The 26,994-nt window shown below is 51.7% G+C and carries 19 protein-coding genes and 1 other annotated feature; of the genes, 13 read left to right on the plus strand and 6 right to left on the minus strand.

The genetic code is table 11. The features are described 5' to 3' along the window. Nucleotides 1-270 precede the first annotated feature (270 nt). Genes MCG46_RS11540 through MCG46_RS11565 form a run of 6 tightly spaced genes read left to right on the plus strand, consistent with a single transcriptional unit; the run spans nucleotide 271 to nucleotide 13,369 of the window. On the plus strand, nucleotides 271-7,509 hold the full coding sequence (locus MCG46_RS11540; protein ID WP_240280140.1) for a non-ribosomal peptide synthetase: 7,239 nt from the start codon (nucleotides 271-273) through the stop codon (nucleotides 7,507-7,509). Further along, on the plus strand, nucleotides 7,506-9,380 hold the full coding sequence (locus MCG46_RS11545; protein ID WP_240280141.1) for a histidine kinase N-terminal 7TM domain-containing protein: 1,875 nt from the start codon (nucleotides 7,506-7,508) through the stop codon (nucleotides 9,378-9,380). Before MCG46_RS11540 ends, MCG46_RS11545 begins: the two co-directional genes overlap by 4 nt. Further along, nucleotides 9,377-10,912 (plus strand): HD domain-containing phosphohydrolase, encoded by a 1,536-nt coding sequence (locus MCG46_RS11550; RefSeq protein WP_240280142.1) that lies wholly within the window; start codon nucleotides 9,377-9,379, stop codon nucleotides 10,910-10,912. The genes MCG46_RS11545 and MCG46_RS11550 overlap by 4 nt, the downstream gene beginning before the upstream one ends. Nucleotides 10,913-10,927: 15 nt before the next feature. Continuing rightward, nucleotides 10,928-12,598: an AMP-binding protein gene (locus MCG46_RS11555; RefSeq protein ID WP_240280143.1), complete on the plus strand. Its 1,671-nt coding sequence runs from the start codon at nucleotides 10,928-10,930 to the stop codon at nucleotides 12,596-12,598. Next, nucleotides 12,595-12,822: an acyl carrier protein gene (locus tag MCG46_RS11560; protein WP_240280144.1), complete on the plus strand. Its 228-nt coding sequence runs from the start codon at nucleotides 12,595-12,597 to the stop codon at nucleotides 12,820-12,822. Before MCG46_RS11555 ends, MCG46_RS11560 begins: the two co-directional genes overlap by 4 nt. Continuing rightward, the gene (locus MCG46_RS11565) at nucleotides 12,815-13,369 is read left to right on the plus strand and encodes a 4'-phosphopantetheinyl transferase family protein (RefSeq protein ID WP_240280145.1); all 555 of its coding nucleotides are present in this window, start codon (nucleotides 12,815-12,817) and stop codon (nucleotides 13,367-13,369) included. The genes MCG46_RS11560 and MCG46_RS11565 overlap by 8 nt, the downstream gene beginning before the upstream one ends. Here MCG46_RS11565 and MCG46_RS11570 read toward each other — a convergent pair. The 4 genes from MCG46_RS11570 to MCG46_RS11585 form a co-directional block, all read right to left on the minus strand. Next, entirely contained in the window at nucleotides 13,354-14,013 is a 660-nt protein-coding gene (locus tag MCG46_RS11570) for an amino acid ABC transporter ATP-binding protein (RefSeq protein WP_240280146.1), read from the minus strand. The two genes, MCG46_RS11565 and MCG46_RS11570, sit on opposite strands and share 16 nt — an antisense overlap. A 12-nt stretch (nucleotides 14,014-14,025) precedes the next feature. Continuing rightward, a complete protein-coding gene (locus tag MCG46_RS11575) occupies nucleotides 14,026-14,658 on the minus strand; it encodes an amino acid ABC transporter permease (RefSeq protein WP_240280147.1) in 633 nt (210 codons plus the stop codon). A 2-nt stretch (nucleotides 14,659-14,660) separates the two neighbouring features. Continuing rightward, nucleotides 14,661-15,458, minus strand: coding sequence for an amino acid ABC transporter substrate-binding protein (locus tag MCG46_RS11580; protein ID WP_240280148.1), 798 nt, complete (start codon nucleotides 15,456-15,458; stop codon nucleotides 14,661-14,663). A 104-nt stretch (nucleotides 15,459-15,562) separates the two neighbouring features. Then, nucleotides 15,563-15,821 (minus strand) — a binding site (T-box leader). An 89-nt stretch (nucleotides 15,822-15,910) separates the two neighbouring features. After that, the gene (locus tag MCG46_RS11585; protein ID WP_240280149.1) at nucleotides 15,911-16,780 is read right to left on the minus strand and encodes an SDR family NAD(P)-dependent oxidoreductase; all 870 of its coding nucleotides are present in this window, start codon (nucleotides 16,778-16,780) and stop codon (nucleotides 15,911-15,913) included. 338 nt (nucleotides 16,781-17,118) lie between these two features. Between MCG46_RS11585 and MCG46_RS11590 the strand changes: the two genes are divergently transcribed. Next, on the plus strand, nucleotides 17,119-17,379 hold the full coding sequence (locus tag MCG46_RS11590; RefSeq protein ID WP_240280150.1) for a type II toxin-antitoxin system prevent-host-death family antitoxin: 261 nt from the start codon (nucleotides 17,119-17,121) through the stop codon (nucleotides 17,377-17,379). A 284-nt stretch (nucleotides 17,380-17,663) separates the two neighbouring features. Here the strand turns inward: MCG46_RS11590 and MCG46_RS11595 are convergent, their stop codons facing one another. Together MCG46_RS11595 and MCG46_RS11600 are read right to left on the minus strand one after the other, a co-directional pair. Next, nucleotides 17,664-18,470 (minus strand): alpha/beta fold hydrolase, encoded by an 807-nt coding sequence (locus MCG46_RS11595; protein WP_240280151.1) that lies wholly within the window; start codon nucleotides 18,468-18,470, stop codon nucleotides 17,664-17,666. 67 nt (nucleotides 18,471-18,537) lie between these two features. After that, complete coding sequence (locus tag MCG46_RS11600) at nucleotides 18,538-19,638, minus strand: M20 metallopeptidase family protein (protein WP_240280152.1); 1,101 nt, start codon at nucleotides 19,636-19,638, stop codon at nucleotides 18,538-18,540. A 118-nt stretch (nucleotides 19,639-19,756) separates the two neighbouring features. Between MCG46_RS11600 and MCG46_RS11605 the strand changes: the two genes are divergently transcribed. The 6 genes from MCG46_RS11605 (at nucleotide 19,757) to MCG46_RS11630 (ending at nucleotide 26,916) form a co-directional block, all read left to right on the plus strand. Continuing rightward, nucleotides 19,757-21,343 (plus strand): NAD(P)/FAD-dependent oxidoreductase, encoded by a 1,587-nt coding sequence (locus MCG46_RS11605; RefSeq protein WP_240280153.1) that lies wholly within the window; start codon nucleotides 19,757-19,759, stop codon nucleotides 21,341-21,343. 2 nt (nucleotides 21,344-21,345) lie between these two features. Then, nucleotides 21,346-22,116 carry a threonine/serine exporter family protein gene (locus MCG46_RS11610; RefSeq protein WP_240280154.1) on the plus strand — a complete coding sequence of 257 codons (771 nt, stop codon included), beginning with the start codon at nucleotides 21,346-21,348 and terminating at the stop codon, nucleotides 22,114-22,116. Continuing rightward, nucleotides 22,110-22,532: a threonine/serine exporter family protein gene (locus MCG46_RS11615; protein ID WP_020223918.1), complete on the plus strand. Its 423-nt coding sequence runs from the start codon at nucleotides 22,110-22,112 to the stop codon at nucleotides 22,530-22,532. Before MCG46_RS11610 ends, MCG46_RS11615 begins: the two co-directional genes overlap by 7 nt. Before the next feature lie 259 nt (nucleotides 22,533-22,791). Beyond that, nucleotides 22,792-24,060, plus strand: a complete 1,269-nt coding sequence (locus MCG46_RS11620) for a glycosyltransferase family 2 protein (RefSeq protein WP_240280155.1) — start codon at nucleotides 22,792-22,794, stop codon at nucleotides 24,058-24,060. Nucleotides 24,061-24,231: 171 nt separating this feature from the next. After that, nucleotides 24,232-25,377, plus strand: a complete 1,146-nt coding sequence (locus tag MCG46_RS11625; RefSeq protein WP_240280156.1) for a S1C family serine protease — start codon at nucleotides 24,232-24,234, stop codon at nucleotides 25,375-25,377. 453 nt (nucleotides 25,378-25,830) lie between these two features. Next, nucleotides 25,831-26,916: an Rpn family recombination-promoting nuclease/putative transposase gene (locus MCG46_RS11630; RefSeq protein ID WP_240280157.1), complete on the plus strand. Its 1,086-nt coding sequence runs from the start codon at nucleotides 25,831-25,833 to the stop codon at nucleotides 26,914-26,916. Nucleotides 26,917-26,994: the final 78 nt, after the last annotated feature.

The raw sequence follows: 26,994 nt of genomic DNA on the forward strand, positions 1-26,994 counted from the left end.
TTTTTTCAGAGCTGAATCAGATCACTGTTTAACTTCCATTTTTGCATTCCTCCGTATAAAGCCCGTAAGGAAAGGCTTTGCGGATTCCGCACGGGAAAAGGTTAGGTAAGAGTTATCGGCGCGAATAAACGAAGCTTGTAAAACTCGGCCGCGGATGCTTGTAATTTGCCAAACGACTCGATATAATTTTGATATTCAACGATGCTTTGACTTTCAAATCGATTTGATAGAACAGACGTCGGCGCTGCTGCAGCACAGGGGGAATCCGCCATGAAAAACAATGCGATGAAGAATGCGATGTTTGAGCTGTCCGTCAGCCAACAAAATATCTGGAATTTGGAACAGGCGCTGCCCAACACCCCGATCAACAACATCTGCACAACCTTACTGATTGAACAGATTTTTGACAGCGAAGCGCTGCAGCGAGTGCTCAACGCCATCATCCTGCATGATGAAACACTGCGGATGCGCTTAGTCTTCGAGGAAAACGAACCGCGGCAGTTTTTTGCCCAGCCGCAGACACAGCGCTTTCCGCTTTTTGATTTTACCCACAGTGATGAAGAGGGATTAAAAAACTGGGAAGAAACTGTTACCCGTCAGCCGATGACGTTGATTGACAGTCCGCTGATCCAGTTTTATTGTTTTCAAACGGGAGAGAACAGCGGCGGTCTGCTGATCAAAGCGCATCATTTGATCTCGGATGGCTGGACGCAGGTTCTGCTCAGCAACCGGATCGCCCGTTTATATCTAAAAGCGCTGGACCAGGAAGAACTGACGGAAGAACCGCTGACGCCTTATCGTGAGCATCTGCGCAGCGAACAGACTTATCTCAGTTCCTCCCGCTGCCGCCAGGACCGGGCTTTCTGGGCTGAAAAAGCGCCGCTGATGACCGAATCGCTGGTGCTTAAGGAAGCGGCCTCTCCCCAGCTCAGCCGGATCGGCCAGCGCCGGACCTATGTGATCTCGGAAAAGCTGGGTCATCAGATCCATGCCTTCTGCACCCAGCAGCGCTTAGCGCCGTTTTCCGTCATGATGCTGGCACTGGCGGTCTTTCTCAGCCGCTTAAGCCATGAAAAGAAACTGACGATCGGCGTTCCGGTGATCAACCGGGCCACCTTCGCGGAAAAACAGGCCAGCGGAATGTATGTCAGCACACTGCCGTTTCCCTGTGAGATCGATGAAAACTGGACGCGCGATGCGTTTTATCAATATCTGACCGACAGCTGGTTTACGCTGCTGCGGCATCAAAAATATCCGCTGACGGAAATCCTGCGCTTAGTCCGGGCAGAAAATCCGCAGACCCAAAGCCTGTTTCGGATCGCCCTATCCTATCAGAATTCGATGGTGTACCGCAGTGAAAAAGCCGCGGTGCGCTTTCAGGGGCGTTGGCATTACAGCGGCTGGCAGAATGAAGATTTATGTCTGCATTTGAGCAACCGTGAAGATGTTCATCAGTTTATGATCGACTACGACTATCTTTCCCAGCTGTTCATGCCTTCGGAAATTGACCTGATCCATCAATGTTTGATGGAAATCTTAAAGGATGCACTGAATCATCCGGAAAAACCGCTGTGGAAGTTAGGCCTGCTTCAGGAGCCGCAGGAAAACAAAGTTTTGTTTCAGTTCAACGCGATTCCGGCTGCACCGCTGCCGGAAAGTTCCTTAACCGCACGCTGGCAGCGGATTGTCCGTGAATCAGCTCAGCGGGCAGCCTGCATCGAAGCGGGAAATCGGATTCGTTATGATCAGCTGGATCACCAGGCCCGTCAGCTGGCCGGCGCCCTCGCCCAACAAGTTCCAGCGGGCTCCCGCATTGTCTTATTGATCGAACGCAGCAGTGCGCTATTGACTGCGATGGTCAGTGTCTTTCTGCATCAAAGCTTGTGGATTACCTTGGATCCTTCCCAACCCGTTTCCCGAATTCAGGATTTGCTTACGCAGAGCAAACCCGATCTGATTCTTGCCGATCCTGATCTGGCGCAGAAGCTGGATCCGCAGAAGCAATGGCGCTGGCTTGCCCCTTCTGCTCAGGCTGAGAAACTGACGTTGGACCAAGAGCTCGGCAACGATGCCTATATTCTTTATACCTCCGGCACCACCGGCAATCCCAAGGGCGTCCGCGTAGGTCAGACAAGCCTGTTGAATTTCATCGAAAACATGGCATCCATCTACCCTCAGAAAGCGGTCTTGTCGATCTGCAATCCGGCTTTTGATGCCTTCTTGATCGAGAGCCTGGGTGCTTTGCTGAACGGGCGAACGATTGTGATCGCCGATGATCGGCAGGCCTTGGATCCTCAAGCGCTGGCACAGCTGATCCGCAGCTATGGCGTCGGCATGATTTCCACAACGCCATCCCGACTTCAGGCATATCTCTACAACACGGCCTTCCGTCAGGCGGTCAAAGGTCTGGACTGCCTCTTATGCGGGGGTGAGAAATTTCCGGCGGCCCTGCTGCAGCAGCTGCAGCGGTTAACCCCGGCAAAAATATATAATCAATACGGGCCGAGTGAAGCGACGATCGGCGTCAGTCTGAAACAGCTGAATCAATGCCGTCAGATCACCGCCGGCAAGCCGATGCCAGGCTGTCAGCTGTACGTTCTCGATCAGCACCAACAGCCGCTGCCCTGGGGACTGACCGGTGATCTGTATTTAAGCGGCGTTTGTCTGGCTCGTGGTTACGATGGCAATCCGACCCTCACCTCGCAGTGTTTTATCGATCATCCGTTTATCTACGGCCAGAAGCTTTACCGCACCGGTGACCGCGCCTGTTGGACGGAAGAGGGGGAAATTGTGATCGCCGGGCGCAGTGATGAACAGATTAAACTCAACGGCTGGCGTATTGACCCGCAGGAGATTGCCGATCTGTTATGCCGCAGCACCCCTATCCGCAGCGCGGCTGTTGTCCGCTGGCCGCAGTTTCAAGGGCTGATTGCCTATTATGTCAGCGATGAGCCTTATCCTGAGGCACAGCTGCGCCAGGTTTTGGCTGATAAGCTGCCGCCAGTCATGATTCCCACCTTCTTTATTCCGCTCTCTGAACTGCCGATGACCGCCAACGGCAAGCTGGACCGCAAACGGCTGCCGCTGCCGCAGCGCTCCGCCGACAGTGTGCTGCAGCCGCAGACTGACTTGCAGCGCTGGCTGTTAGAAGCCTGTCAGACGCTATTGGAACAGCCGCAGATGCAGTTAGACAGCGATTATTTTGCGATGGGCGGTGATTCGCTTAAAGCGATGGAGCTGATCACCCGAATTGAGGAACATTGCGGCGTGCGGTTCAGCGTAGCTGATTTCTATCAATACCGCACCGTCCAAGCTCTGGCCGGCGCCCTTGAAGGCAGCGCGGCACTGCCCAAATCCGAACCCGAAGGGCAGAAGGCTCCTGAATTGACCGATTATCCGCTGACCTTCCAACAACAGGCAATCTACACACAGCTGTTAATGAATCCCAAGCAGGACAGCTATCACATGCCCGGATTGTTTCTGCTTCCCGATGGGATTGACTTAGAGCGGCTGAAACAGGCGCTGCGGCAGTTAGTGGCCGCGGAAGAAACACTCAGGACCTCGTTTCATACGGTTGAAAATGAGATCAGGATGCGGATTGCACAACAGGCTGAACTGAACATCACAGAGCAGGTTTGGGATGAAAATCTCGATCCGATGACTCTAATTCGGCCGTTTGACCTGCAGAAAGCGCCGTTGATGCACGTGACACTGCTGCTGGGGCAAAACCGGCGGGGTTTGTGGATCGATACGCATCATCTGATCAGCGATGGTTTGTCGACAATGATCATCCTGCGTAAGCTGGATCACATCATGAGCGGGGAACTATCTCCGGCGCTGCCGCTGAGCTATAAAGATATCGCCTGGGCGCAGAAGCACCAGGACACCCAGGCAGCGCTGACGTATTGGAAAACGGCGTTGGCTTCACTCCGTGAGAAAAGCCTGCTGCCAACCGACAAAGGCCTGGAAAAACAAGGGGAGAAAGGGGCTCGGGAACAGCTTGATTTTGATCCAGCGCTGGCTGCGGCCATCCTGCCCTTTGTCAAGCAGCATCAAATTACGCCTGCGGTCTTCTTTGCCAGCGCCTTCTTCGTGCAGATCACTCGTTGGACTGGCTGTGAAATGAGCTGCGTTGGAATGCCGGTCAGCGGCCGCCATCGCCGGGAATGGATGGACGTGCCGGGCTTGTTCATGCACACACTGCCTTTAGCCGCTGAAATTTCTCTGGAAATGACTGTTTCGCAGCTGTTGAAGCAGGTGCAGACAAAGCTGATCGAGATGCAGGATCACCAAGAGGTTTCCCTGGAACAAATCCTGCGCCAGCTGCCGCATTCGCAAAGCATTGAAGGTCATTCGCTGTTTGAGATGATGTTTTCGATGCGGCCGATTCCAGACGGCGCCTTTACGCTGCAGAACCAGCCGTTGGTCTGTCTGCCGATTGAGGATGGGTTAAGCAAATTCGCGCTGACCCTGGAGATCATTCAGACAAAAACCGGTTGGCAGGCGCAGATGGAATATCGCTTAAGCCATTACCGCAAAGCGACTATTCAGCTCTATCTGCGCAGCTTCCAGGCGCTGTGTCAAGCCTTGCTGGAAAATATTGATCAGCCGTTATCGCAGCTGAACTGTCTGGCTGAATCGGATCGCTGGCAGCTGTTGGAAAAACCGAACCGGCTGCGGGTGCCGTATTGGGATCTGCCATTAGACGAGCAGATTGCGCTGCTGGCCAACGCCGAACCGGAAGCGACGGCGCTGATCTGCGGCCACCAACGCATCACCCGAGGTCAGCTGCAGCAGAAAACAATCCAGATCGCGGGTCTGCTCAGAGAGGTCAAACCAGGCAGTAAAATTGGGCTGCTTGCGCACCGCTCTGATACCCTGATCGCCGCGATGCTGGCGATCATGCACGCTGGTTGTGCGTATGTGCCGCTGGATCCGCAGTTTCCTGATTCACGGATCGCAACAATGCTCCAACAGGCTGAGGCTGCGGCCGTGCTCGCGGAACCTTCGCTGATTCAGCGCATCGAAGCAAAATTTCATCCGATCGCTCTGATCGTAAAGGATTCCCCTGCCGGCTGGATAAATAATCCTGTACGTTCTATGGAAGACGATCATTATGTCTTGTTCACTTCCGGTTCGACCGGCAAGCCCAAAGGCGTGCGGATCACTCACCGCAATACCGCGGCGTTTCTGGAATCCATGCGTCCGCTCATTCAAGCCTGTGATACAGTTCTGTGCTCCACCAATCCGGTGTTCGATGTGTTCTTAACGGAAAGCTTAGTGCCGCTGGCCTTGGGACAGACCGTCGTCATGGCCCAGGATGAAGAAACCCTGCTGCCATGGAAGCTGGCGGAGCTGATTCAAAAGGAACATTGCGAGCTGATTCAGTTCACGCCGACCCGCATGCAGATGAATCTGGCAGATGCTGCCTTCTGCACAAGCCTGGCTCAGGTCAAGGTCATCATTCATGTCGGCGAAGTTCTTTCGCCGCTCACCGTTGCCAAAACCAAAACGCTGACGCAGGCGCGGATTTATAATTGCTACGGACCGACGGAAACGACCGTCTATGCCTCCGCCAAAGAGGTTTCCCACTCCGCCGTGACCATCGGTCAGCCGCTGGCCAACATGCAGATTGAAATCTTAGATTCCATGGGAAACCGCTGTCTGCCGATGCAGACCGGACAATTGTGGATCGGCGGCGAAGGCGTGGGGCCGGGTTATCTGAACAATCCGGAAGCTACCGCCGCGGTTTTCTGCCAGCGGCAAAATCAGAAGTGGTATAACAGCGGCGATCTGGCGCGCGTCAACAGCGATGGCGAACTGGAATATGAAGGACGTCGGGACAGTCAGATCAAATTCAACGGCCATCGGATTGAATTGGAAGAAATTCAGTCCGTGCTGCTGCAGCAGCCCCAATATCGCGATGCGGTCGTGATCGCCGAACAGAAAGACGGCGAAGTCTGTGCGCTGCATGGCTTTGTTCTGAGTGATCAGCCAGTCGATCCCGATTGGGCTAAACCGCTGCAGGCTCAGCTGCCTGCCTATATGATTCCGGCGACCTTAACGGCGCTGAAACAGCTGCCGCTGACCGCTTCCGGCAAAGTTGACCGCCAAGCCTTAAGTCAACAGATTCCTATATTGCAGCCGGCCCAGGTTCCTGCAGTGCCGCAGGAAGATGAGCTAAGCGGCTTGTGGCGGCAAATTCTGAAAGTTCCAGTCCTTGATCCGGATCGTTCCTTCTTTGATCTGGGCGGCAGCTCGCTGCAGGCGTTGATGTTATTAACGGAATATTACCGCCGCGACTGGCCGATGACGCTGGAGGAATTCTACCGCAGCCCTTCGCTCAGCCAGCAGCGCCGGCTGCTGCGGCAGGCCGCTGAACCGGCTGTCACACCAGAAAGTTTCACACCGCAGAAAATAACGCCGGCCGATCAGGCACCGGTCAATCTGGACGTCGTGTTAATCAGCGGCGGCAGCGGCTACTTTGGTCTGCATCTGATCCAGGCGCTCTTTGACCTGAAACTTTCTTCCAGGATCTTTGTTTTAAGCCGGCAGGACCGCAGCGTTGTGTTGGAGAAAGCCGCGCAGCTTTTAGGTCAGGACTGGGTTGCAAAACATCAGGCCAAACTCGTTTGTCTGAAAGCCGATCTGCACGATCCGCAGCTGGGACTTTCAGCTTCGGCCTACGCGCTGATCACCTCCCAGATCACCTGCGTCATTCACAGCGCGGCTGAGGTTCGTCACTATGGACAGCGTGAACAATTCCTGCGCGCCAATGTCGAAGCCACGGAAACGATGCTCGCCGCCGCGCGCCAGGCGCATGTGCCGTTCATCCATGTTTCAACGCTTAGCTTATGCGGTACAGTTTTAAAAGCTCAGCCGCAGCAGCCGGCGGTCTTTACTGAAACGGATCTGGACATCGGACAAAACTGGCAGGATAATCTTTACATAGAATCCAAGTTTATGGCTGAACAGCGTGTGCTGGCAGCTCGCGATGAAGGGGTGCCGGTGCGGATTCTGCGCTTAGGCCGCTTGGTCGGACGTCACACCGACGGCCAGTTCCAGCTCGCTTACCAGGACAACGCATTCTGGCGGATTTGTCAGGGACTGCTTCAGGTCGGGATGCTGCCGGCGGCATTGGCGGAGACGCGAGTGGAAGTAACCGCTGTGGACGAATGCGCCCGGGCTGCCGCTTTGATCTGTACGACACCTCTGAGCGTCGCGCATCTGGCCAATCCCAACACGCTGACGTTTAAAGAAATTTTCTACGATCTGCCGCAGGTCAGCGACGCCCAGTTTCACCAACAGCTGAAGACAAGGCAGAAACACGACGCGCTGCTGGGCAGTCTGATTGAAGAAATGAACGCGCTCCAAAAACAGCCGCCGCAGATTCAGGCGGACTGCACGCTGACCCTGAATGCCCTGCGTCAGGTTGGATTTACGTGGAGTATCCCCGATCCGGACAAGGAACTGCGCAGCCATCGAACAAAGCGAGGTGAAAGCGAATGATTTCCAATACGGCTTTAATGACGTTTTACATTTCCATCATCGGCCTGGTGATGATCATCTCCCGCAATCTCAGAACCAACCGCTCCCATCTGATCAATAAAATTTATGCGCTGCTGGCACTGGCGCTGATCGAATGGATGATGGCGCTGATCGGCATGCGCTTTTCACGGCCGGATGATCAGATCGCGCTTTACTGTTGGGATGCGCTGTCCAATCTCGGCGTTTCCCTAACCCCGGTGCTGTCGCTTCTGATCGCGATTGTCTTTGTCCGCCATTACGCCCGTCTGCCGAAAAAGACGGCCTGGCTGTTTGTGATTCCGTTGCTGACCAACATCATGATCTGGACCAATCCGCTGCACCATCTGCATTACCGACAGTTCAGTGTGATCGCCAGCGAAGTGGTGTTCGGGCCGTACATGCTGATCAGCGGCGGCTACAGTTATCTTTGCATGCTGCTGTCCATTCTGATCATCATGAACTTTGCTTTTAAAAGTCATAACTCACTGTATATGCGCCAGGCTCTGCTCTTTTCGCTGGGCAACCTGATTCCCTTTGCCGTCAGTATGCTGGCGACGTTCAAGATTCTCAACCTGAGCATTGCGGCGACGCCGATCAGCTTTGTCTTTACGGTAATCTTTCACGGCATCGCGATTGAAAGGCTGAATTTTCTCAACATCACCCCGATTGCCACCCAGCACATCCTCGATTGGATCTCCGATGGTTATCTGATCCTCAGCGATACCGGCCTGGTGCTCAATTACAATCAGCCGTTTGCAGATATCTTCGGACAACGCTGCGGGATTCTGGTCAACCGCTCGCTCAAGGACATTCAGATTCCGGAAGACAACGCCGCCCAGACCGCGATCCGCAACCTGATCAGCTCGGTCGATTCTGCCCGTGACAGCGGCAGTACGATCGTTTATGAACAATCGATTGTCAACGGTGGTCAGATGTATTACTACATGGTCGAAATCACACCGTTAAAGATCGACGATACCATCGCCGGCTTCAGCGTCATCTATAAAAATGTCACGACGCTCAAGGAAAGCATGCAGAAGCTGCAGAAATCCCAAAAACAGATGATGGAGCGCGAACGGCTGGCGACCCTGGGACAGATGGTCGGCGGCATCGCGCACAATCTGAAAACACCGATCATGTCGATTTCCGGGGCGCTCAGCGCGATGGAGGACCTGGTGCGCGAATGTGAAGAAAGCTTCGGTGATCCGGAAGTCACAGCCGCCGATTATCGTGAAATCAGCGGTGAAATGACCGACTGGATTCGCCGCTGCAAGGACTCCTGCGCTTACATGTCGGATATTATCACGGCCGTCAAGGGTCAGGCCGCCAACATGAACGCCTCGGAAAAAGTGGCGTTTACCGCAGAAGAGCTGATCCGTCGGACAACGCTGCTGATGCGGCATGAATTAACTGTCAGCGGCTGCCGTCTGATCACCGACAACCAAACCGCGCCGACCGTCTTGCTGCACGGCGACATCAACAATCTCGTTCAGGTCGTCAACAACTTCGTCGCCAATGCGATCGACGCCCAGCTGCCCGAAGGCGATCACACGATCACACTGACTGTCAAGGAGCAGCAGGGCAATCTGATTTTAACGGTCAGCGATCATGGCAGCGGCATTCAGGACAGCGTCCGCCGGCATTTGCTCAACGAAATGGTCACATCCAAGGGAGCGGCCGGGGCAGGACTGGGCATATACATGTCCAAAGCCTTGATTCAGGGTAAATTCGACGGCGAGCTGTGGTTTGACGACAACCCTGGCGGAGGGGCGGTCTTCGGCTTTACCATTCCGCTGTCTTCCGAAACTGCGGAAGACAGCGCAGACATTCAGGAAAGGAGGGATTGGGCTTGAGAAAAAATCGCAAAGGCGCCGTTTCCAACGAATTTCGGCTGTTGGTTCTCGATGATGATGAAATGATCACCCTGGCGCTGCGTTCTTATTTTCAGGGCAGCGGCTATCAGGTAGAGATCGAAAGCGATCCGCTGAAAGCCATTGAACGTGTCCGGCAGGAACATTTTGATATCCTGCTGCTGGACTTTTTAATGAGTCCGATCTGCGGCGATAAGGTCGTCGAACAAATCCGGCAGTTTAATCATGAACTGTTCATTATTCTTCTGACAGGACATAAGGATCTGGCGCCGCCGGTCAAGACGATCCGGGAATTGGATATTCAGGGTTATTATGAGAAAAGCGACAAATTCGACCAGCTGGAGCTGCTTGTCGAATCGTGTGTGAAATCCATTCGGCAGATGCGCACAATCCGCAGCTATCGCGACGGCTTAGGCGAAATCGTTGCCGATATGCCGCTTTTAGTGGAAGAAAAAAATCTGTCGCAGCTGATCCCGCTGATCGTCAGTCAGACCCGTTCACTGACCCGGCAGGATAATGTCTTCGTGCTGCTCAATCCGTTAACCGTACCGCAGGTCAGTGAGAAGCTGACGTTAGTGTCCTCCTTGATGCTCAGCGGCAGCGGCGATTATTCGCTCGATGCGACGCAGTTCATGAAACGGCATTTCCCCCGCTTTCTGCCGCTGATCCAGGCCGCCAAGCTGCAGGGAACAGCCGCGCTGCAGGATCAGCAGCTGGTGCTGCCGTTAAAGGATGAGAACGAGCAGTTTCTCGGCGTGATCGGCGTTGACTTTGATGAATTGCCGTCCGCCACGGTCATCCAGCTGATGGAAGCCTATGGTCACCAGGCTTCCTCGGCAGTCGCCAGCACCTATCTGCATACGCTGCTGCAGGACAAAAACAAGGAACTGCAGGAAACCAATCAGCTGTTGAAAGAAAACTACATGCAGACGATCACCGCAGTCCGGTTAATGGTCGAAGCCAAGGATATCTATACCCGCGGTCATTCCGATCGCGTCAGCTATTACACACTGCTTTTGGCCCGCCGTCAGATCAGCGACAAAGACCAGCTGGAAAAAATTCGGCTGGCCGGCCTGTTCCATGATGTCGGCAAGATCGGCGTACCGGATTCCATCTTAAGCAAACGCGGCCCGCTGGATGAAGAAGAATATCAAGCGATCCGGCGGCATTCGGCGCTGGGTTATGAAATTTTATCGACGATGTCGTTCTTCCAGGATATCGCTAAGATTGTGCGCAGCCATCATGAACGCTGGGATGGTCAGGGCTATCCGGATCATCTGCCCGGCACGGCGATTCCCCTGGCTTCGCGGATGATCGCCGTCGCCGATGCTTTTGACGCGATGACCTCGTTTCGCTCCTACCGCAGCTGTTTGTCGATGGAACAGGCCCGCGCCGAGCTAATCCGCAACAAAGGCACGCAATTCGACCCACAGCTGGTCGATGAGTTTCTGGAAATTCTGCAGGGCTATGATGAAATTCGTTCCCAACTGGAATGGACTTTCCATGAGCTTTAGAAAGGAGATGTCCTGATGCGAACTTATCCGAACTATCCCGCTGACACTTACCCTACTTTCCGGTGTTATCTGGAAGGCATCAAAACCCAATTTGGCGCGCGGGATGCGATTGTCAGCTTCTCCCCTCGGGGTGAACGCTTCAGCCGCACCTACAAGCAGCTGGCGGAAGACGTACAGACCCTCAGCGAAGCGTTTCGGCTGTTTCTGCCGGAAGGCCATGCCGCGATTCTCAGTGAAAACAGCTACGGCTGGCTGATCACCTATCTGGCGCTGATCCTCAGCGGCCGCACCGCCGTCTGTATAGATACCGAGCAGCCGGAAGAAATTTTAACCGAAATGATCCGGCACACAGACTGCACCACCGTCTTTGTTTCCCCGGCCTTCCTGCCTTTGACTGACTCGCTGCGGCGCCAATGCCCCAAGCTGCAGAAGGTTCTGCGGCTGAGCTACGATGAAGACGACAGTTTAAAAGCACTGTGGCTGAAAGGTTTGTCGCTGGTCCGCGAACATCAGGGTGACTGGTCTTTTCCTGATCATGACGGCAGCTTCACGGCCTCGATTGTCTACACCTCCGGTACGACCAGCGTTTCCAAACCGGTCATGCTGAGTGAAGCCGGGATTCTGCTCAATGCCGCCGACTCGATGCGCTTAGTCAGCATCGCGGATACGATGTATACCTCGCTGCCCTTCTATCACACTTACGGTCTGACCTGTTCAGTCATCAACATTCTGCTTCATGGTTCGACGCTGTGCATCAACGGATCATTGAAAACCATGCTTCGGGATTTGAAGACCTTTGCACCGGAAAACATGATGGCCGTTCCGCTGATTGTTGAAATGATGCATCAAAATATCTGGCGGACGTTAAAAAATCAAGGCCAGGAAGCCAAGATGCGAAACTATCTGAAACTCTATCGGATTGTCCATCGGTTCGGCTTTCGGCCCTTCCCTGCCTTCTTAAAGCCGATCCGGGAAGCCTTCGGCGGCCGGCTGAACATGATCGTCTGCGGCGGAGCGCATCTGTCGGAAACGATCGGATTAGAAATGGAAGCCTTCGGCTTTCAGATCATTCAGGGCTACGGGATTACCGAATGCTCGCCGCTCATCAGCGTCAACCGCAATCTCGACAGCCGCGTCGATACCGTCGGCCATGTTCTGCCGGGCATTGAACTGCGCTTAATTCAGGGGGAGATCGCCGTGCGCGGAACCTCGGTGATGCAGGGCTATTATAAAAATGAAGCACTGAGCCAAGAAGTCTTTGATCAGGGCTGGTTTCTAACCGGGGATCTGGGCAGTCTGGATTCCCGCGGTCATCTGCGCATTACCGGCCGGAAAAAGAATCTGATCGTCTTTAAAAACGGCAAGAAAGTTTCACCCGAGGAAATCGAACAGCAGCTGATTCCGCTGCCGTTAGTCAAAGAAGTGATGGCCTACGGCATGGCGGCGTCGGAAAATCCCGACGATGTCCGGCTGACGGTCATGATCTACCCGGATCCGCAGGCCACGGAAGGCATGTCCGCTTATGAAATTCTGGAGCAGCTGCAGGCCGATGTCGATCAGGTCAACCAGCAGCTGCCTTCCTACAAGCAGATTCAGATGATCAAGCTGCGGGAAACCGAATTTGAAAAAACAGCGACCCGCAAGATTAAGCGGACGCTGATGCCGGAAAGGAGAAGTGAAGCATGATTGAAAAAATTCTGGCGATCATCACCGAGGTGACAGGTCAGCAGCAGCTGACGCTGCAGACCGATTTGGTTCGGGATCTGCAGCTGAATTCGTTTGACGTTGTGAACATCATCATCGCGTTTGAAAATGAATTTGGGATTGAAATTGAAACCCGGGAGATCCGGCATATCCAGAAGATCAAGGATATTGCCGACTATCTGGAGAAACAGGGCATCCATGACTGAAGCTGAACCCCGGTTGTTTTCAGGTTCTCTGGAAGCTTTGTCCAGTGCGTATCTGCTTCAGAAAGCGTTAGAGCGGCAGGTCGATATGGGAATCGTGCCGTTTGTCCCGACAGAGCGCAAACTTACACCGCAGGGCAAGCCCTATTTCGCGGATCTGCCTGCGCTGCATTTCAGCATTTCCCACAGTGGTCGGCAATGGGTCTGTCTGTTTGCCTGTCAGCCGGTCGGCATTGATATTGAACAACCCCGCCGCTGCCGTGAAGAAGCGATTGCGCATCGGTTTTTCCATCCGCTGGAACAAGCCTGGCTGGCCGAGCATCCCCAAGCCTTTTTTCCCATCTGGACCGCAAAGGAAAGCTTTGTTAAATGGTCAGGCTGCGGTATTGACAGCCAGTTTTCCCAATTCAGCGTGATCGATGAGCACGGTGCGCTGTGTCATGGGAATGATTATCAATTCATCCCGTTTGTCACAAAAAAAGGAACGCCCGGCACGATGTGCCTGAGCGCTTCCCTCAGTGATCGTTATCAAACTTACGAATTGGACTGAAGCTCGTTCAGCCGAACGAACCGTGTTCCCGTCCGCCGGGCAAATTGTTCGTCATGCGTGACGACCAGAATGCCCAGTCCCTGTGCTGCCAGATCCTGAATGATCTGGGTGACATCCAGCGCGGATTGTTCATCCAGGGCGCTGGTCGGTTCATCAAAGCACAGGATTTCCGGCGCCAGCATGCAGGCTCGGGCAATCGCCGCACGCTGCTTCTGTCCGCCGGACAACGAATTAGGATAGGCCTGCGCTTTCTGTTCAATCTTGAGTTGTTCCAAAAGCCTGCGGGCTTTTTTTTCGGCTTCCTCCCGGCTCATTCCCTTTAAGCGCACCGGAGCCTCCGTCAGATTCCGCAGCACCGTCCAATGCGGAAACAGATTCCAGTTCTGAAACACCAGTCCGATCTTCTGGCGGTATTGCACCGGATCGCACCAGTGTCCATCCTGACACAACACCGTACCGGACAAGGAAATCGTGCCTTTCTCCGGCAGCTCCAGTCCGCACAGACAGCGCAGCAGCGTCGTCTTGCCCGCCCCGGAAGGTCCCATCAGACATACGATTTCCCCCTGATCAATCCGCAGCGATACATTTTCAAATATGGAATCGGCGCCAAAGGTTTTCGCGCATTTCTCAGCGATGCAGCTCATCGTTTGTTCCTCCTAATAATAACTGATGCGTTTCTCGATCCGGCTTAAGATCCAGCTGAAGCCGCCGCACATCGCCAGATACAATAGACCGACGACGACAAACGGCAAGGCTGTCGCATACGTATTGACCGCAGACCGGCCGGCCTTTAACAGCTCGGAAGCGCCCAGCACATAGATCAACGAAGTGTCCTTGACCAAATTGAGCACCTCATTGCCAATCGCAGGCATGGCATTGCGCAGCGCCTGCGGCAGCTGAATCCGAAAGTAAATCGTGCGGCGGGAAAAACCAAGCATCTTCCCGGCTTCCGCCTGCCCCGGATCCACCGCGCCCAACGCCCCGCGCAGGATCTCAATAAAGTACGCCGTATAGTTCAGGGTAAAGGCGATCAGAATCGACGCTTCCCGACTGAACGTCAGACCCAGGTAAGGCATTCCGAAGAAGATAAACATCAGCTGAAGCAATAACGGCGTTCCCCGCATCAGTGTGATATAGCCGCGAAACAGTGGTTTCAGCAGACGTCCGGAAAACTGCTGGAGAGCCTGAAGCAGACAAGCTAGAGGCAGCGAGAGTGCTAACGTCAGCGCAAATACCTGCAGCGTGACGCCCGCTCCGGCGAGTAAGGAAGGCAGAATCTGTCGGATCATGCTTATTCCCCAAACCACTTGGCGTTTAAAGCCGCCTGGGTGCCATCCTCGACGCAGGCCTGCATCGCTTCATTGATTCTGCTCAATAATGTCGCATCGCTTTTGCGCATCCCCACGGCATACTGTTCGGTTCCGAAATTGTCATCCAGTACTTTATATTTGTCCAGCCCTCTTTGCTTCATCACATACCGCGCCAGCACTTCGTCGACAACGATCGCCTGAGAACGTCCGGCTTCCAGATCCATAAAGCAGTCGATGTTGGTATCAAATTCTTCCGGCGCGCCATTTTTTAACTTCGCCGCCAGTTCCGCCTCCGCCATCACGGCTTCCAAGGCGCTGGATTCCTTCTGAACGGCAACACTTTGTCCGGCTAAATCGTCCTTTGTCTCAATCGCGGAATCCGCCAGCGTGATGATCAGCTGCCGGTTTTCCAGATACGGCTCAGAGAAGGCCACCTGCTGCCTGCGCGTTTCCGTAATCGAATATCCGTTCCAGATCAAGTCAATGTTCCCAGCGTTCAGCTCGGTTTCCTTCATCGACCAGTCAATCGTCTGAAATTCAAACGTCAGCCCCAGCTTTTCCGAAACCGCCTGCGCCATGTCGATATCATAACCTGTTAATTCGTTGTTTTCATCACGGAAGCCCATCGGCGCAAACGTATCGTCGATCCCCACCACGACTTTGCCGCGCTGCTCCAGCGTACTGTAGCTGTCCTGCTGCGCGGTCGTTTTCGCCTGACATCCGCTCATCACCAAAAGACCCAGACTGATCAAACTCATCCATACTTTTCTGCTTTTCATTTTCATTTCTCCTCCACTTTTGATATAGCATGAAATGAAATTGAATCCCGAAATGGTTCGTTTTAGACCGCGGCCGCTAAAACAAAAACCCTCTCATCCTAAACAATAAGGACGAGAGGGTACTTTTCCCTTCGTGGTTCCACCTTAATTTACTGCATTCCTCACGAAATCCAGCCTCTTCGAGTACAAAGCTTCTATACTCTAGTACGATAACGGGTACAGGTTCCGATCCAGCCTACTTGATTGCTCGTTCGGTGAATTGCTCCAAGATGTGTTCAGCCTGTTTTCTCATATTCCCTTGCACCAACCGGGAACTCTCTGGATGAGCGATCAAGGCTTACTTTTTCTTTTCATCGCTGTTATATCAATGACTGTATGATAAATCCCCAAGGCCAACTTGTCAAGCAGGAAATGATTTTTTTCTGAAAATTTTTCTTTACTTTTCAGAACTTTCAGTCACAATCATGCTGCATTTCAAGCGATTTCAGCCTTGTTTTCGATTCTTTCCCCGACCTTGCGCCTCTCAGGCAGGTTCGCTGAAAAGCGGTTCTTCCCGAGTATCCCTGCTGCATCAGCCAGATCATCATGATCAGGTTCTGTGATAAGAGCTTCGCTGCCCAATAGCTGATCTGCGTCAAAATTCCATAAATTGAATGGGATTTGCCTTTTCGGCTGTCAGCCAATGCTTTCTGAGCCACGGGTGCGGGATTCGTAATCGGAAACAAACGGATAACGCTGGGACGCGTATCCGTCTTCGCTTTCATGATAAACGGCGTTCTCATCCAGCACGGACAAACCGAGGTGACCGATATTCCCCGCGGCTTCAGCTCCACCGCCAGTGCCATGGAAAACCGGTCGATAAAGGCTTTGCTTGCGGCATACACGTTGAAATAAGGCAGCGGCTGAAAGGCTGCCTGGGAAGCGGTATGGATGATGCGGCTGCCTGCCGTCATATAGGGAAGACAAATGGACGTCATCGCGACGACTGCCCGGCAGTTTAAGTCAACAATCTGCACGGCATCCAATGTTTTTATTTTTTCAAACGGTCCAAATTTTCCGCTTCCCGCATTGTTGATCAGCCAGAATATCTGCGGCTGTTCGGCAGTTAAACGGCGATGGAAGTCAGCCAGCTGACTTGGATCGGTCAGATCGATTTGAACCGGAATGATCTGCTGACCGAAATCCTGAACCAGCCGCTGCATCCGAGCCGGAGTTTTCGCCAAGGCCCAGACTTCATCCAAATTTGGATCTTCCGCTATCCGTTGGGTATATTCCCGGCCTAACCCGCTGTCGGCACCGGTGATGATCGCGATTTTCTGCATATAAGCCTCCTGTTTTCCCAGCTTGATTTCAGACGCTTTTCATTCTGCCTTAATCCTAAATTGGATAAGGCCTGAAAGCTTCTTTACGTTTAGTATGGCTTAACGAACAAAGTGGGAACCGGAAAAAAACGCTGCCTTTTTTAACCAGTATGGACGCTAAAGAAAGACTGACCTTTCGGTCAGCGTGATGTTAATTCAATTATAAGTTTTCATCAATCCTGCTAATGATGATTAAATAATCGATAAGAGTCTTTTCTGCGGCGCTTAGTTTGTTGTAATATTCGAAGTTGTATTTACAGCAAAATCGGATATATTGGTAGTAGGAAAGAAGTGATCTCATGCCAAACATTAAACCGATATCTGATTTAAGGAACTACTCTGATGTACTGCGGGATGTAACCGTAGACTCTCCTGTATTTTTGACAAAGAATGGGCGCGGGCGCTATGCCATTATTGATATACAAGATTATGAAGAAATGAAAGCTACCCTTACGCTGATGAATGAACTTGCAAAAGGGAGAAAGTTGGGAGAAGAAAAGGGATGGCTTTCATCGGATGATGTAAGGGCACATTTCAAGGCAAAACAGAATAGCGTATAACCTACACTACTCCCCGGAGGCATTGAATGATCTGGACGAGATACAGGAGTATATTGAAAAATAACAAAAAATACTCCCTTTAATGAAACCGTTAGATTTTCCAGCGGTTTTTCTTATGCCTAAAAACGGAGGTGAAACATTTGGCTTATTTTTTCTAAATTTTACACTACAAATATAAGCGAATACTGCCTGAGGCCTCTGAAAAAGCAAACAAAAAAACAGGACAGAGTCCGTATACTCAGACTGAAAAAGTCCTGTTTTGGAAAAATAATGACAGAAAAGAGCTAATCCTTCAGAAATTCAAACACCACACGATTGAAATTACGAGCCTCTTCGTAGGCGCTGTGTCCATAGCCTGGATAAATTTTTATCTGGCTGCCCGGAATCAGCCGGGCAAGCTCACCTGCCGAATCCTTGCCGATGACCTGATCCTGATCGCCACCCACCACCAGCACCGGACAGCGAATGCCGGTAACCAGCGCTGAACTGTCATGACTGAGGCAGGCCTGCGCCTGAATGATAAAATTGTTCAGACTCTTTGGCCGCAGGATCCGCGCCAGGATCGGATTGAACGGGCGCTGGATTCTGACCCGCCAAGGCGTATAAATCTTTTCGGCCATATCCGCAAACAGCTCCTGGAAATCGTTTTGCTCCGCAAGCGTAATCCAATGCGATATGACACTTCGTGATGTTTCATTCGGCCGGCACAGCGTAACTGCCAGAACCAGCTTTTCAACCCTCTCGGCAAAGTCAGCCGCCAGATACTGAGCGATCATGCCGCCCTGAGAAATCCCCACAACATGCGCTTTTTCAATCCCCAGCTGCTTCATCGCCCAGGCCAGATCCGCAGCCATGTCGCGGGTTGAACTGTCCGGCTTCAATTTGTTTTTCCGGCTGAATACATAAACCCGATAATCTTGGGCAAACCTTCGGTACAGAAACGCAAACATCAGCGCCGAACCTTTTACTGATTTCAGCGAATCCCCCAGACCAGGAATAAAAATAAGTTTTTTCTGACCCTTGCCGAAAACGATATAATCCATTTCGGTTTCTTCAATTTTCAATGTGCCATTCTCAGCGTTATAGATCATGATCGGTACTCCTTTATCCAAGCGAAAAAAGACCGCATCAGAATTTTCTGCCTGCTTAGACCCTTCCTTACAGGTCGATGTTCATCAATGCCAGATCCGTTTTAATTCCTTCCTGCAGCACCTGTTCATCAAAATTGAAATGACAGTTATGCAGCGCGATTCCAGTACCGGTGCCTAAGAAAAAGAACACACCCGGAATTTTCCGCTGGTAAAAGGCAAAATCTTCGGCGATCATTTCCGGTTTGTCCAGCACCTGCAGCTGCGGTAGTAACGCCTGAACTTTTCCAAACAGACCGGCATCGTTGATCACCGCCGGATAGCCTTCAGTATAATCAAACAAAATCTGACAGCCGGTTTCCTGTTCCAGCTGATGCATGATCTCTTTCGTCTGGTCGATCATCCAGTCAAACGTGGCATCTTGAAACGACCGGTAGGAGCCTTCCAGCACCGCCGTTTCCGGCAGAATGTTGCGTACCGTGCCGGCATGGAAATTACCGAACTTTAAGATGCGGTATTGGTTAGGCGCGATTTTCTTTTCCATTGCGTACAGCCGGCACAACAAATCGGCCGCGATCGCCAGCGCGTCGATCCCCTCATCCGGTTTGGCACAGTGCGTACTCTTGCCTTTGACCGTGACCGTCACCTCACTGGCATGCGCCATCATTTCATCGCTGCGGCTGGCAATGGCCCCGGCTGGGATAAACGGCCACAGATGCGTGCCAAAAATTGCCTTGACGTTGTATTTTTCAAAGATGCCGGTATCACAGATCGGCTTGGCGCCGCCGACTGTTTCTTCTGAGGGCTGAAAGATCAGCAGGATATTATTCTTCCACTGCGTCCGATCCAGCTGATCCAGTTCCTGGGCAAAACCCAAAAGCATCGCCATGTGACCGTCATGACCGCAGGCATGCATTTTGCCCGGATGCTGCGAAGCAAAATCCAGTCCGGTTTCTTCCTGAATCGGCAAAGCATCCATATCGGCGCGGTAAGCCAGCGTTGCTTCCTGACCGGCGTCAAAGTAAGCCGCCGCTCCCGTTTCCAACAGCTCGATCACCTCGCAATGCAATGTTTTTAAAACAGAAACTACATACTCTTTGGTTTTAAACTCGGTAAAGCTGGTTTCCGGAATCTGATGCAGATCCCGGCGAAATTGTGTCGCTTGATTCATTCAGAACACTCCTTTCGTCCTTCTCTCTCATTCATTGTAACGAACTCTGCAAATTCGTCAAGCAAAGACGCACAGGCTGGCTTCAATTTGGTATAATGAAGAACAGGAGTGATCAACAATGCTGCAAATATCCAACCTGCAACTATCGCTGGATGAAAATCCTCAAGATTTGGAAGCCTTAATCGTCAAGAAGCTGCGGCTGCGACCGCACCGGCTGACGTCCTGGAAAATCGTCAAGGAATCGCTGGACGCGCGCAGAAAACCGCTGCGTTTTGTGTATACCGTGCTGGCTGAAACCCCGGATGAAGCCGCCATTTTAAAAAAGAAACTGCCGCATGTCAGCGCTGCCAGGCCTGACGTTTATCAATCGCCCCAGCCTTCCGTCATCGCCTCAGCACGGCCGATTGTCATCGGTTTTGGCCCGTGCGGCATGTTTGCCGCGCTGTTGTTGGCCGAAGCCGGACTGCGGCCGATCGTACTGGAACGCGGGGCAGACGTCGATCAGCGCATCCAGGATGTGGAAACCTACTGGCAAGGCGGACCGCTGAATCCCCAAAGCAATGTTCAGTTCGGCGAGGGCGGCGCCGGCACGTTTTCCGACGGCAAGCTGACCACCCGCGTCAAAGACGTTCGGATTGTAAAGGTCACCGATGAACTGATCGAAGCCGGGGCGGATCCGGAAATCGGATATCAGGCTCATCCGCATATCGGAACCGACCGGCTGCGGCAGATCGTGAAAAACATCCGCTTGAAAATTCAGCGTTTGGGCGGTGAGATCCATTTCAATACAACCCTGACCGGAATCAGCACCGATGCCAAGGGGCTCTGTGCGGTGCAGGCTGGCGCTTTGACCCTGCCCTGCCGTCAGATGGTGCTGGCGCTGGGCCACAGTGCCCGTGATACTTTTACGATGCTGCATGAAGCCGGGATTGCGATGGAGGCCAAGGATTTTGCGGTCGGCGTGCGGGTTGAACATCCGCAGCGTCTGATCGATCAGAATCAATACAAGGAAGCCACCGGCCATCCACGCCTGAAAGCAGCTGAATACCGCCTCACCTGTCAGACTCAGGAAGGCCGCGGGGTTTATTCGTTCTGCATGTGTCCCGGCGGCACCGTGGTCGCCAGCGCCAGTGAAGCAGAAGCGATTGTAACCAACGGCATGAGCGAATACGCGCGCAGTCAGGTCAACGCCAACAGTGCGCTGCTGGTTCAGGTGCGGCGCTCGGATTTTGGCGAGGGTGTGCTGGACGGCATGCGTTATCAGCAAAAACTGGAACATCAAGCCTGGATTTTAGGCGGAAGCCACGGCCAGGCTCCATGTCAGCGGATTGCCGATTATCTGAACGGCCAAGCTTCATCAGCATTCGGACAGGTGATTCCCAGCTACAGCCGCGGGGTGACGATGACGGATCTGCATGCATTGTTTTCCCCTTCGATCAACCGGGCGCTGGAAGAAGCGCTGGCTGATTTCAATCAGAAGATTCCCGGCTTTACCGATCCCGATGCCCTGATGACGGGTGTGGAAACACGCTCTTCCTCACCGGTCAGAATCCTGCGCGATGAACAGTTTCAAAGCTTAACCACTGCCGGCCTGTATCCGGCGGGAGAAGGCGCAGGTTATGCCGGCGGGATCGTATCCGCGGCGATTGACGGGCTGCGCGTCGCGGAACAGATCATCCGTGATCAGGAAAACGTGAGGGATTAACGATGAACAACGATTTTGATCAGCTGCTTCAAAATGCCGCGTATGCCGGCCAGCTGTTGTTGGAAAGCGGCGCTGAAATTTACCGTGTTGAGGATACGATCTGCCGGATCTGTCTGAACTATGGCGCGCAGGAGGCCAGCAGCATCGTTCTGCCGACCGGCATCTTCGTCACGGTGGTCGCTGATGGGCGTTCCGTCAGCAAGATCGTGCGGATTAAGTCGCGCGGGTTGGATATTGACCGGATCGATCGGATCAATACACTTTCCAGACAAAGCCAAACCCTGCCGCTGAACGATTTTATCACGCAGCTTCGCCGGCTTGCCCACCGTCCTCCCTATTCCAATTGGAGCCGGATGGCAGCCGGCGCCCTTGGTGCAGGCGGATTTACCTTATTTTTTGGCGGACAGCTGCCGGATCTGGGCTGCGCGTTGGTCATCGGTGGTCTGATTGAGGGATGCAGTTCGTTTTTAGAACAACATCAGTTTCCTTCCTTCTTTGCGATCAGCCTGTGCTCCGCTTTGACGGCCTTATTGGCGATCGGATTCAATCAGCTGGGTGCCGCGCCTTCGCTGGACGCTTTAATCATCGGCTGTCTGATGCTGCTGGTTCCCGGGCTGGCCATCACCAACGCGATCCGCGACAGTTTGTCGGGGGATCTGATCTCCGGAATGACGCGCGGGGTAGAAGCGGTTCTGATCGCCATCGCCGTGGCATTGGGCCCAGGCCTAGTCATGAGCCTATGGATGATGCTGGGAGGAAATCCGCTATGGTGATCAAGCTGATCGGCGCCTTCCTGGCTGAAATCGGATTCGGCGTGCTGTTTAACATTCATGGAAAAAAACTGTTGGCCGCGGCCCTGACCGGAACGCTGGGCAGTTTGATTTACGAGCTGGTTCTGTTAGGACAGGCCGGGGAGATTCTCGCGATGTTTCTGGCTGCCTGCGGATTGTGTTTTGTCAGCGAAGTGCTGGCAAGACTGATGAAAACGCCGGTCACGACGTTTCTGATCTGTGCGCTGATCCCGCTGGTCCCGGGCGGGGGCATGTATTATACAATGCTGGCGATCATCCAGGGCAATACGATGAGTGCGCTGGAGATCGGTATACACACGCTTGGCTGCGCCGGGGCACTGGCGCTAGGAATCGCGCTGACCAGTGCTTTTTTCTCACTTTCGATGAAAAAATCATGAAAAATGAAGAGAAACCTGAATTTTTTCAGGTTTTTTATGTATAATTATGGCCATTTCGTAGACATACTAAGGTCTGAGCTCATCTCTTAAGAAGTCTGAAAGTTTCTTACATTTTTCTTAACACAAATATAAGCTTTCATGACTAATGTGAATTTTTCTTCACAGAGATTGCATTTCTTCTTCAGCCGTTTAAAATAGAGTCCAGCATCGGCGACAGGCTGTGCTGCTTTTTACAGGGTGAGAATCCGAAGAAAGGACCATGAATATGCTAGAAAGTTTAAATGCATTTAATTTTACAATTTTTATCTTATTTCTGCTTCTCTATTTATATCAGATTATCTTTGCCGGAGTCGTGTTGTTTGGCAAAAAGAAACCGACGCCGGAAGCGAAGCAGATGCACCGCTACGGCGTCATTATTGCGGCGCGCAATGAAGCAACGGTCATCCGTGAGCTGCTTCAAAGCATCAAAGCGCAGAATTATCCGGACGGTTTGGTCACGGCTTTTGTCATCGCTGACAATTGTACCGACAACACCGCAGAACTGGCCCAGGCTGAAGGGGCTGTCGTTTACGAGCGGTTCAATCAGCTGAAAGTCGGCAAGGGCTATGCGCTGGATTATGCGTTTAAGCACATCATGAAGGAATATCCTGAGGATTGGTTTGAGGCTTACTTTGTCTTTGATGCAGACAACCTGCTGGATCCCAACTACATTCGGGAAATGAACAAAGTGTTTGATTCCGGCTATGAAATAATCACCAGCTACCGCAACTCCAAAAACTATGATTCCAACTGGATCTCTGCCGGCTATTCGCTGTGGTTTTTGCGGGAATCAAAATATCTGAACCAGGCGCGGATGATGTGCGGCTCCAGCTGTGCGATTTCCGGTACCGGCTTCATGATTTCCAATCAGATCGTCAAAGCCAACAACGGCTGGAAGCACCATCTGTTAACCGAGGATATCGAATTTTCCGTTGACAGTGTCCTGCATGGCTTAAAGATTGGCTACTGCGGCAACGCAGTTCTGTACGACGAACAGCCCTGCACGTTTGAACAATCCTGGAAACAGCGCCTGCGCTGGTCAAAGGGGTTCTATCAGGTATTTGGACGCTATGGACAATCCCTGGTCAAACGGATTGTCAAAGAACGCGATTTCAGCAGTTACGATATGACGATGACAATCGCCCCTGCTCTGTTTGTTTCTTTGTTCAGCGTCCTGATCAATTCTCTGGCCCTGTTGTTTACGTTATGCGTACAGCGGGATCCTGAAGTCTTATCCGTTACACTAGGCGCCATTAGTGCCTCTGTGACAAACTACTATTTGATTCTGTTCGCCTTCGGCGTCCTGACAACCATCACAGAATGGAACAATATCCACTGCAGCGCTGGGAAGAAGATTCTCTACACCTTCACTTTCCCGATCTTTATCTTCACCTATGTCCCAATTGCGATTGAAGCGCTGTTTAAGAAGATCGAATGGAGTCCGATCACCCATACCATTGCCAAATCAATTCAGGAAATACGCGATTAACCGCGTATTTTTTTATATGTCCCATTAAAGCTTGTCTGCGCACTTCAGTGTTCCGTCTTTTAGACATTTCGTTGTGAAAGTATAGCGCAAACAAGCAGGAGTCCTTGATTTCTTCACACAAACTTCACGGTTTTTTTCTATAATAAGAACGTATAGAAAGAAGGAAATAAAATGTTCGATCACGAATTGATGGATACGGATACGGCAGCGATCAAAAAAGAACTGCGTTCGATGAAACGGACCTTCCGCATTGGACTTGCGGCCTGTGCTTTACTTTCTGGAGTTATCGGCTTTTCAGCCGGGACACTGGCGGCCAAAAATTCTAAAGCCAGCGTCGTTGTACAAAGTGTAGAACGTCGCCCCCAGAACGTGGAGAACGTGCCGGTGACTTCGATGAATATTCCTTCGGTTGCGGCATTGACGCAGAACAGTGTTGTAGAGATCCGAACGGAATCGGTTACCAACAGTTTATTTCTGCGCCAGTTCGTCACGGAAGGCGCCGGCAGCGGTGTCATCATCTCAGAAGACGGCTACATCGTTACCAACAATCACGTTATTGAAGACGCCCGCTCAATTCTGGTGGCGCTGCATGACGGGACAACGTATGAAGCTCAGCTTGTCGCCACGGATTCCAAAATGGATATCGGCGTCATCAAAATTGAAGCATCCGGTCTGACACCGGCGATTTTGGGGGATTCTGATTCCCTGTCGGTAGGAGAACCGGTCGTCGCCGTCGGCAACCCATTAGGACAGCTGGGCGGGACTGTGACCAATGGCATCGTCAGCGCTTTGGACCGTGAGATTATTCTGAACAATGAGCACCGGAACTTATTGCAGACCAACGCGGCGATCAATCCGGGCAACTCCGGCGGCGGCCTGTTTAATGCGGACGGAGAATTAATCGGCATCGTCGTGGCCAAGTCCTCTGGGGAAGATGTTGAAGGTCTCGGTTTCGCGATTCCGATCAATGATGCCAAACCGATCATCGAAGATCTGATCGCGCAGGGATACGTCGGCGGACGAGTGTCGTTGGGCATTACAGCGCTGGATCTGACAACCCCTCAGCTCGCGGCTCAATACGGTTTCAAGACGCCGGGCGTCTATGTCCAGTCCGTCATCGAAAACTCCAGTGCTGCCAACGGCGGACTGCAGCCAGGCGATTGCTTTGTCTCCATTAACGATACGGCGATTGAAGCCATTTCCGACATTACTTCCATCCTCAATGAAAGCTCTGTCGGCGATCAGCTGATGATTACGGTGAAGCGTGACGGCAAGATCGTTGAACTTACCCTTACCCTGCAGGAAAAGAAAGGCTAAGCACGGCTTACCAAGCATTCTCAAACCTGATCAAAACGCGGATCTTAAGAATAGCTTCAGCTAAAACAAACGGAACGGTAAAGATCGGATACTTTAGGGTTCTTTCTGAACGCTGAGGAAAGCAGAGCTTTTAAAGAAACAATAGGCGCTTTAAATCTGTGACTATACAGATTCAAAGCGCCTTTGTTATTAGGGCCATAATTCATTACCTCGCGTTCAGAAAGAACCTTGTGTATTGTGTCCTCTTGTTGTTCCTTTTATATGACCTCTAATTAGACACGAAATGAGTAAGAAGTCATCAAGAAAAGAGCTTTTGCTTATTGAAAATCAGATTCAATTGAGCTACTATAATGTTGAAAAGTAAACTCAGAAAAGTTTTTTTAACATTTTTCTGTTTTTTGCGGGGCTTTTTCTGATTTTCCGCAATATTAGATATGAAGGAGGTCTTTCTCAATGGAAATCAGTAAAATTCCTTACCCTGATTTATCGCTTCAATCCCTGCCGTATTCCCTCCATCCAGATCAGCTTCGTGAACGTTTAATCACCCTTGACTTTCGGGAAAACGATGTATTCCGTTTTGCCCTGGGTGGTGAGGATGAAAAGTCCAGAAAGATTCGATTTGCTTATTTATCAGCGCTGTTTCATATCCAGGTTGTCCGAGCAGATATCAAAAATACGGAACCGATGAAAACCTATGAAAGGGAAAAAGGCGTGCGCTTCGATTTGCTTATCGAAGTTGAGGATGACAAAGGTCAGATTCTGCTTGTGAACATAGAAATGCAGAATTATCAGATGGGTCGGCGCTTATCGCTGCGCTCTCAGGGATACTTGGCACGAATCGTTGCCGACCAGCTCAATGCGGACAATCTTTATGAATTTAATCCCGTAGTTCAGCTGATGATTCTCAACCGGAGTCCGCAAGTGCAGGAATGGGATGGATATCTGCATCATTATCGATACTTCAATGAAGAAAAGGGCAAACGTCTACCTGATGAGCGATGTCAGATCCTCTGGATAGAAATGGATAAATTAGAGGAATTGGAAAGCAAACCCGTTGAAGAATGGAAAATGGAAGAAAAAATTCACTACATGCTTCGGTTCAGTCATATCGCAGAGAAACAGAACATCATTCATGAATTAGTCGAGAAGGAGGAAATTATCAAGATGATGGAAGAAAAGAAAGTGGACTTTTTAAGGGATACAAGTTTAGCGATTGCTCGATTGCGAGCCAAATTTGATGAATTGGATTATGAACTGGAAATCGCAGAAAGTCGGCTTGAAGGCAAACGCGAGGGTAAACTCGAAGGAAGACACGAAGGAAAACTTGAAGGTCAACGAACCTTGATTAAACTGCTTTTGGGAAAACGGATGGAACTTAGTACAGAGAATGAGGAGCAGATTGACAGTTTAGATGAACAAGCACTCTTAGAACTGACTCAGGTCATAGATACAATCTACACAGCACAGGATCTTCGACATCAAATCCAAACGATTACAAAACAGAATAAAAGAGCTGCAGAAACAATACTTTCCCGATGAAGTACCGAATTGGCAGAATTCAATCCAAGAAATTGGGTTTAGATACGAAAGACAGCCCCAACATGCTTTTCATCTTTT

The sequence above is a fragment of the Holdemania massiliensis genome (genome assembly GCF_022440805.1).
In the GTDB taxonomy this organism is placed as follows: Bacteria; Bacillota_I; Bacilli_A; order Erysipelotrichales; family Erysipelotrichaceae; genus Holdemania; species Holdemania massiliensis_A.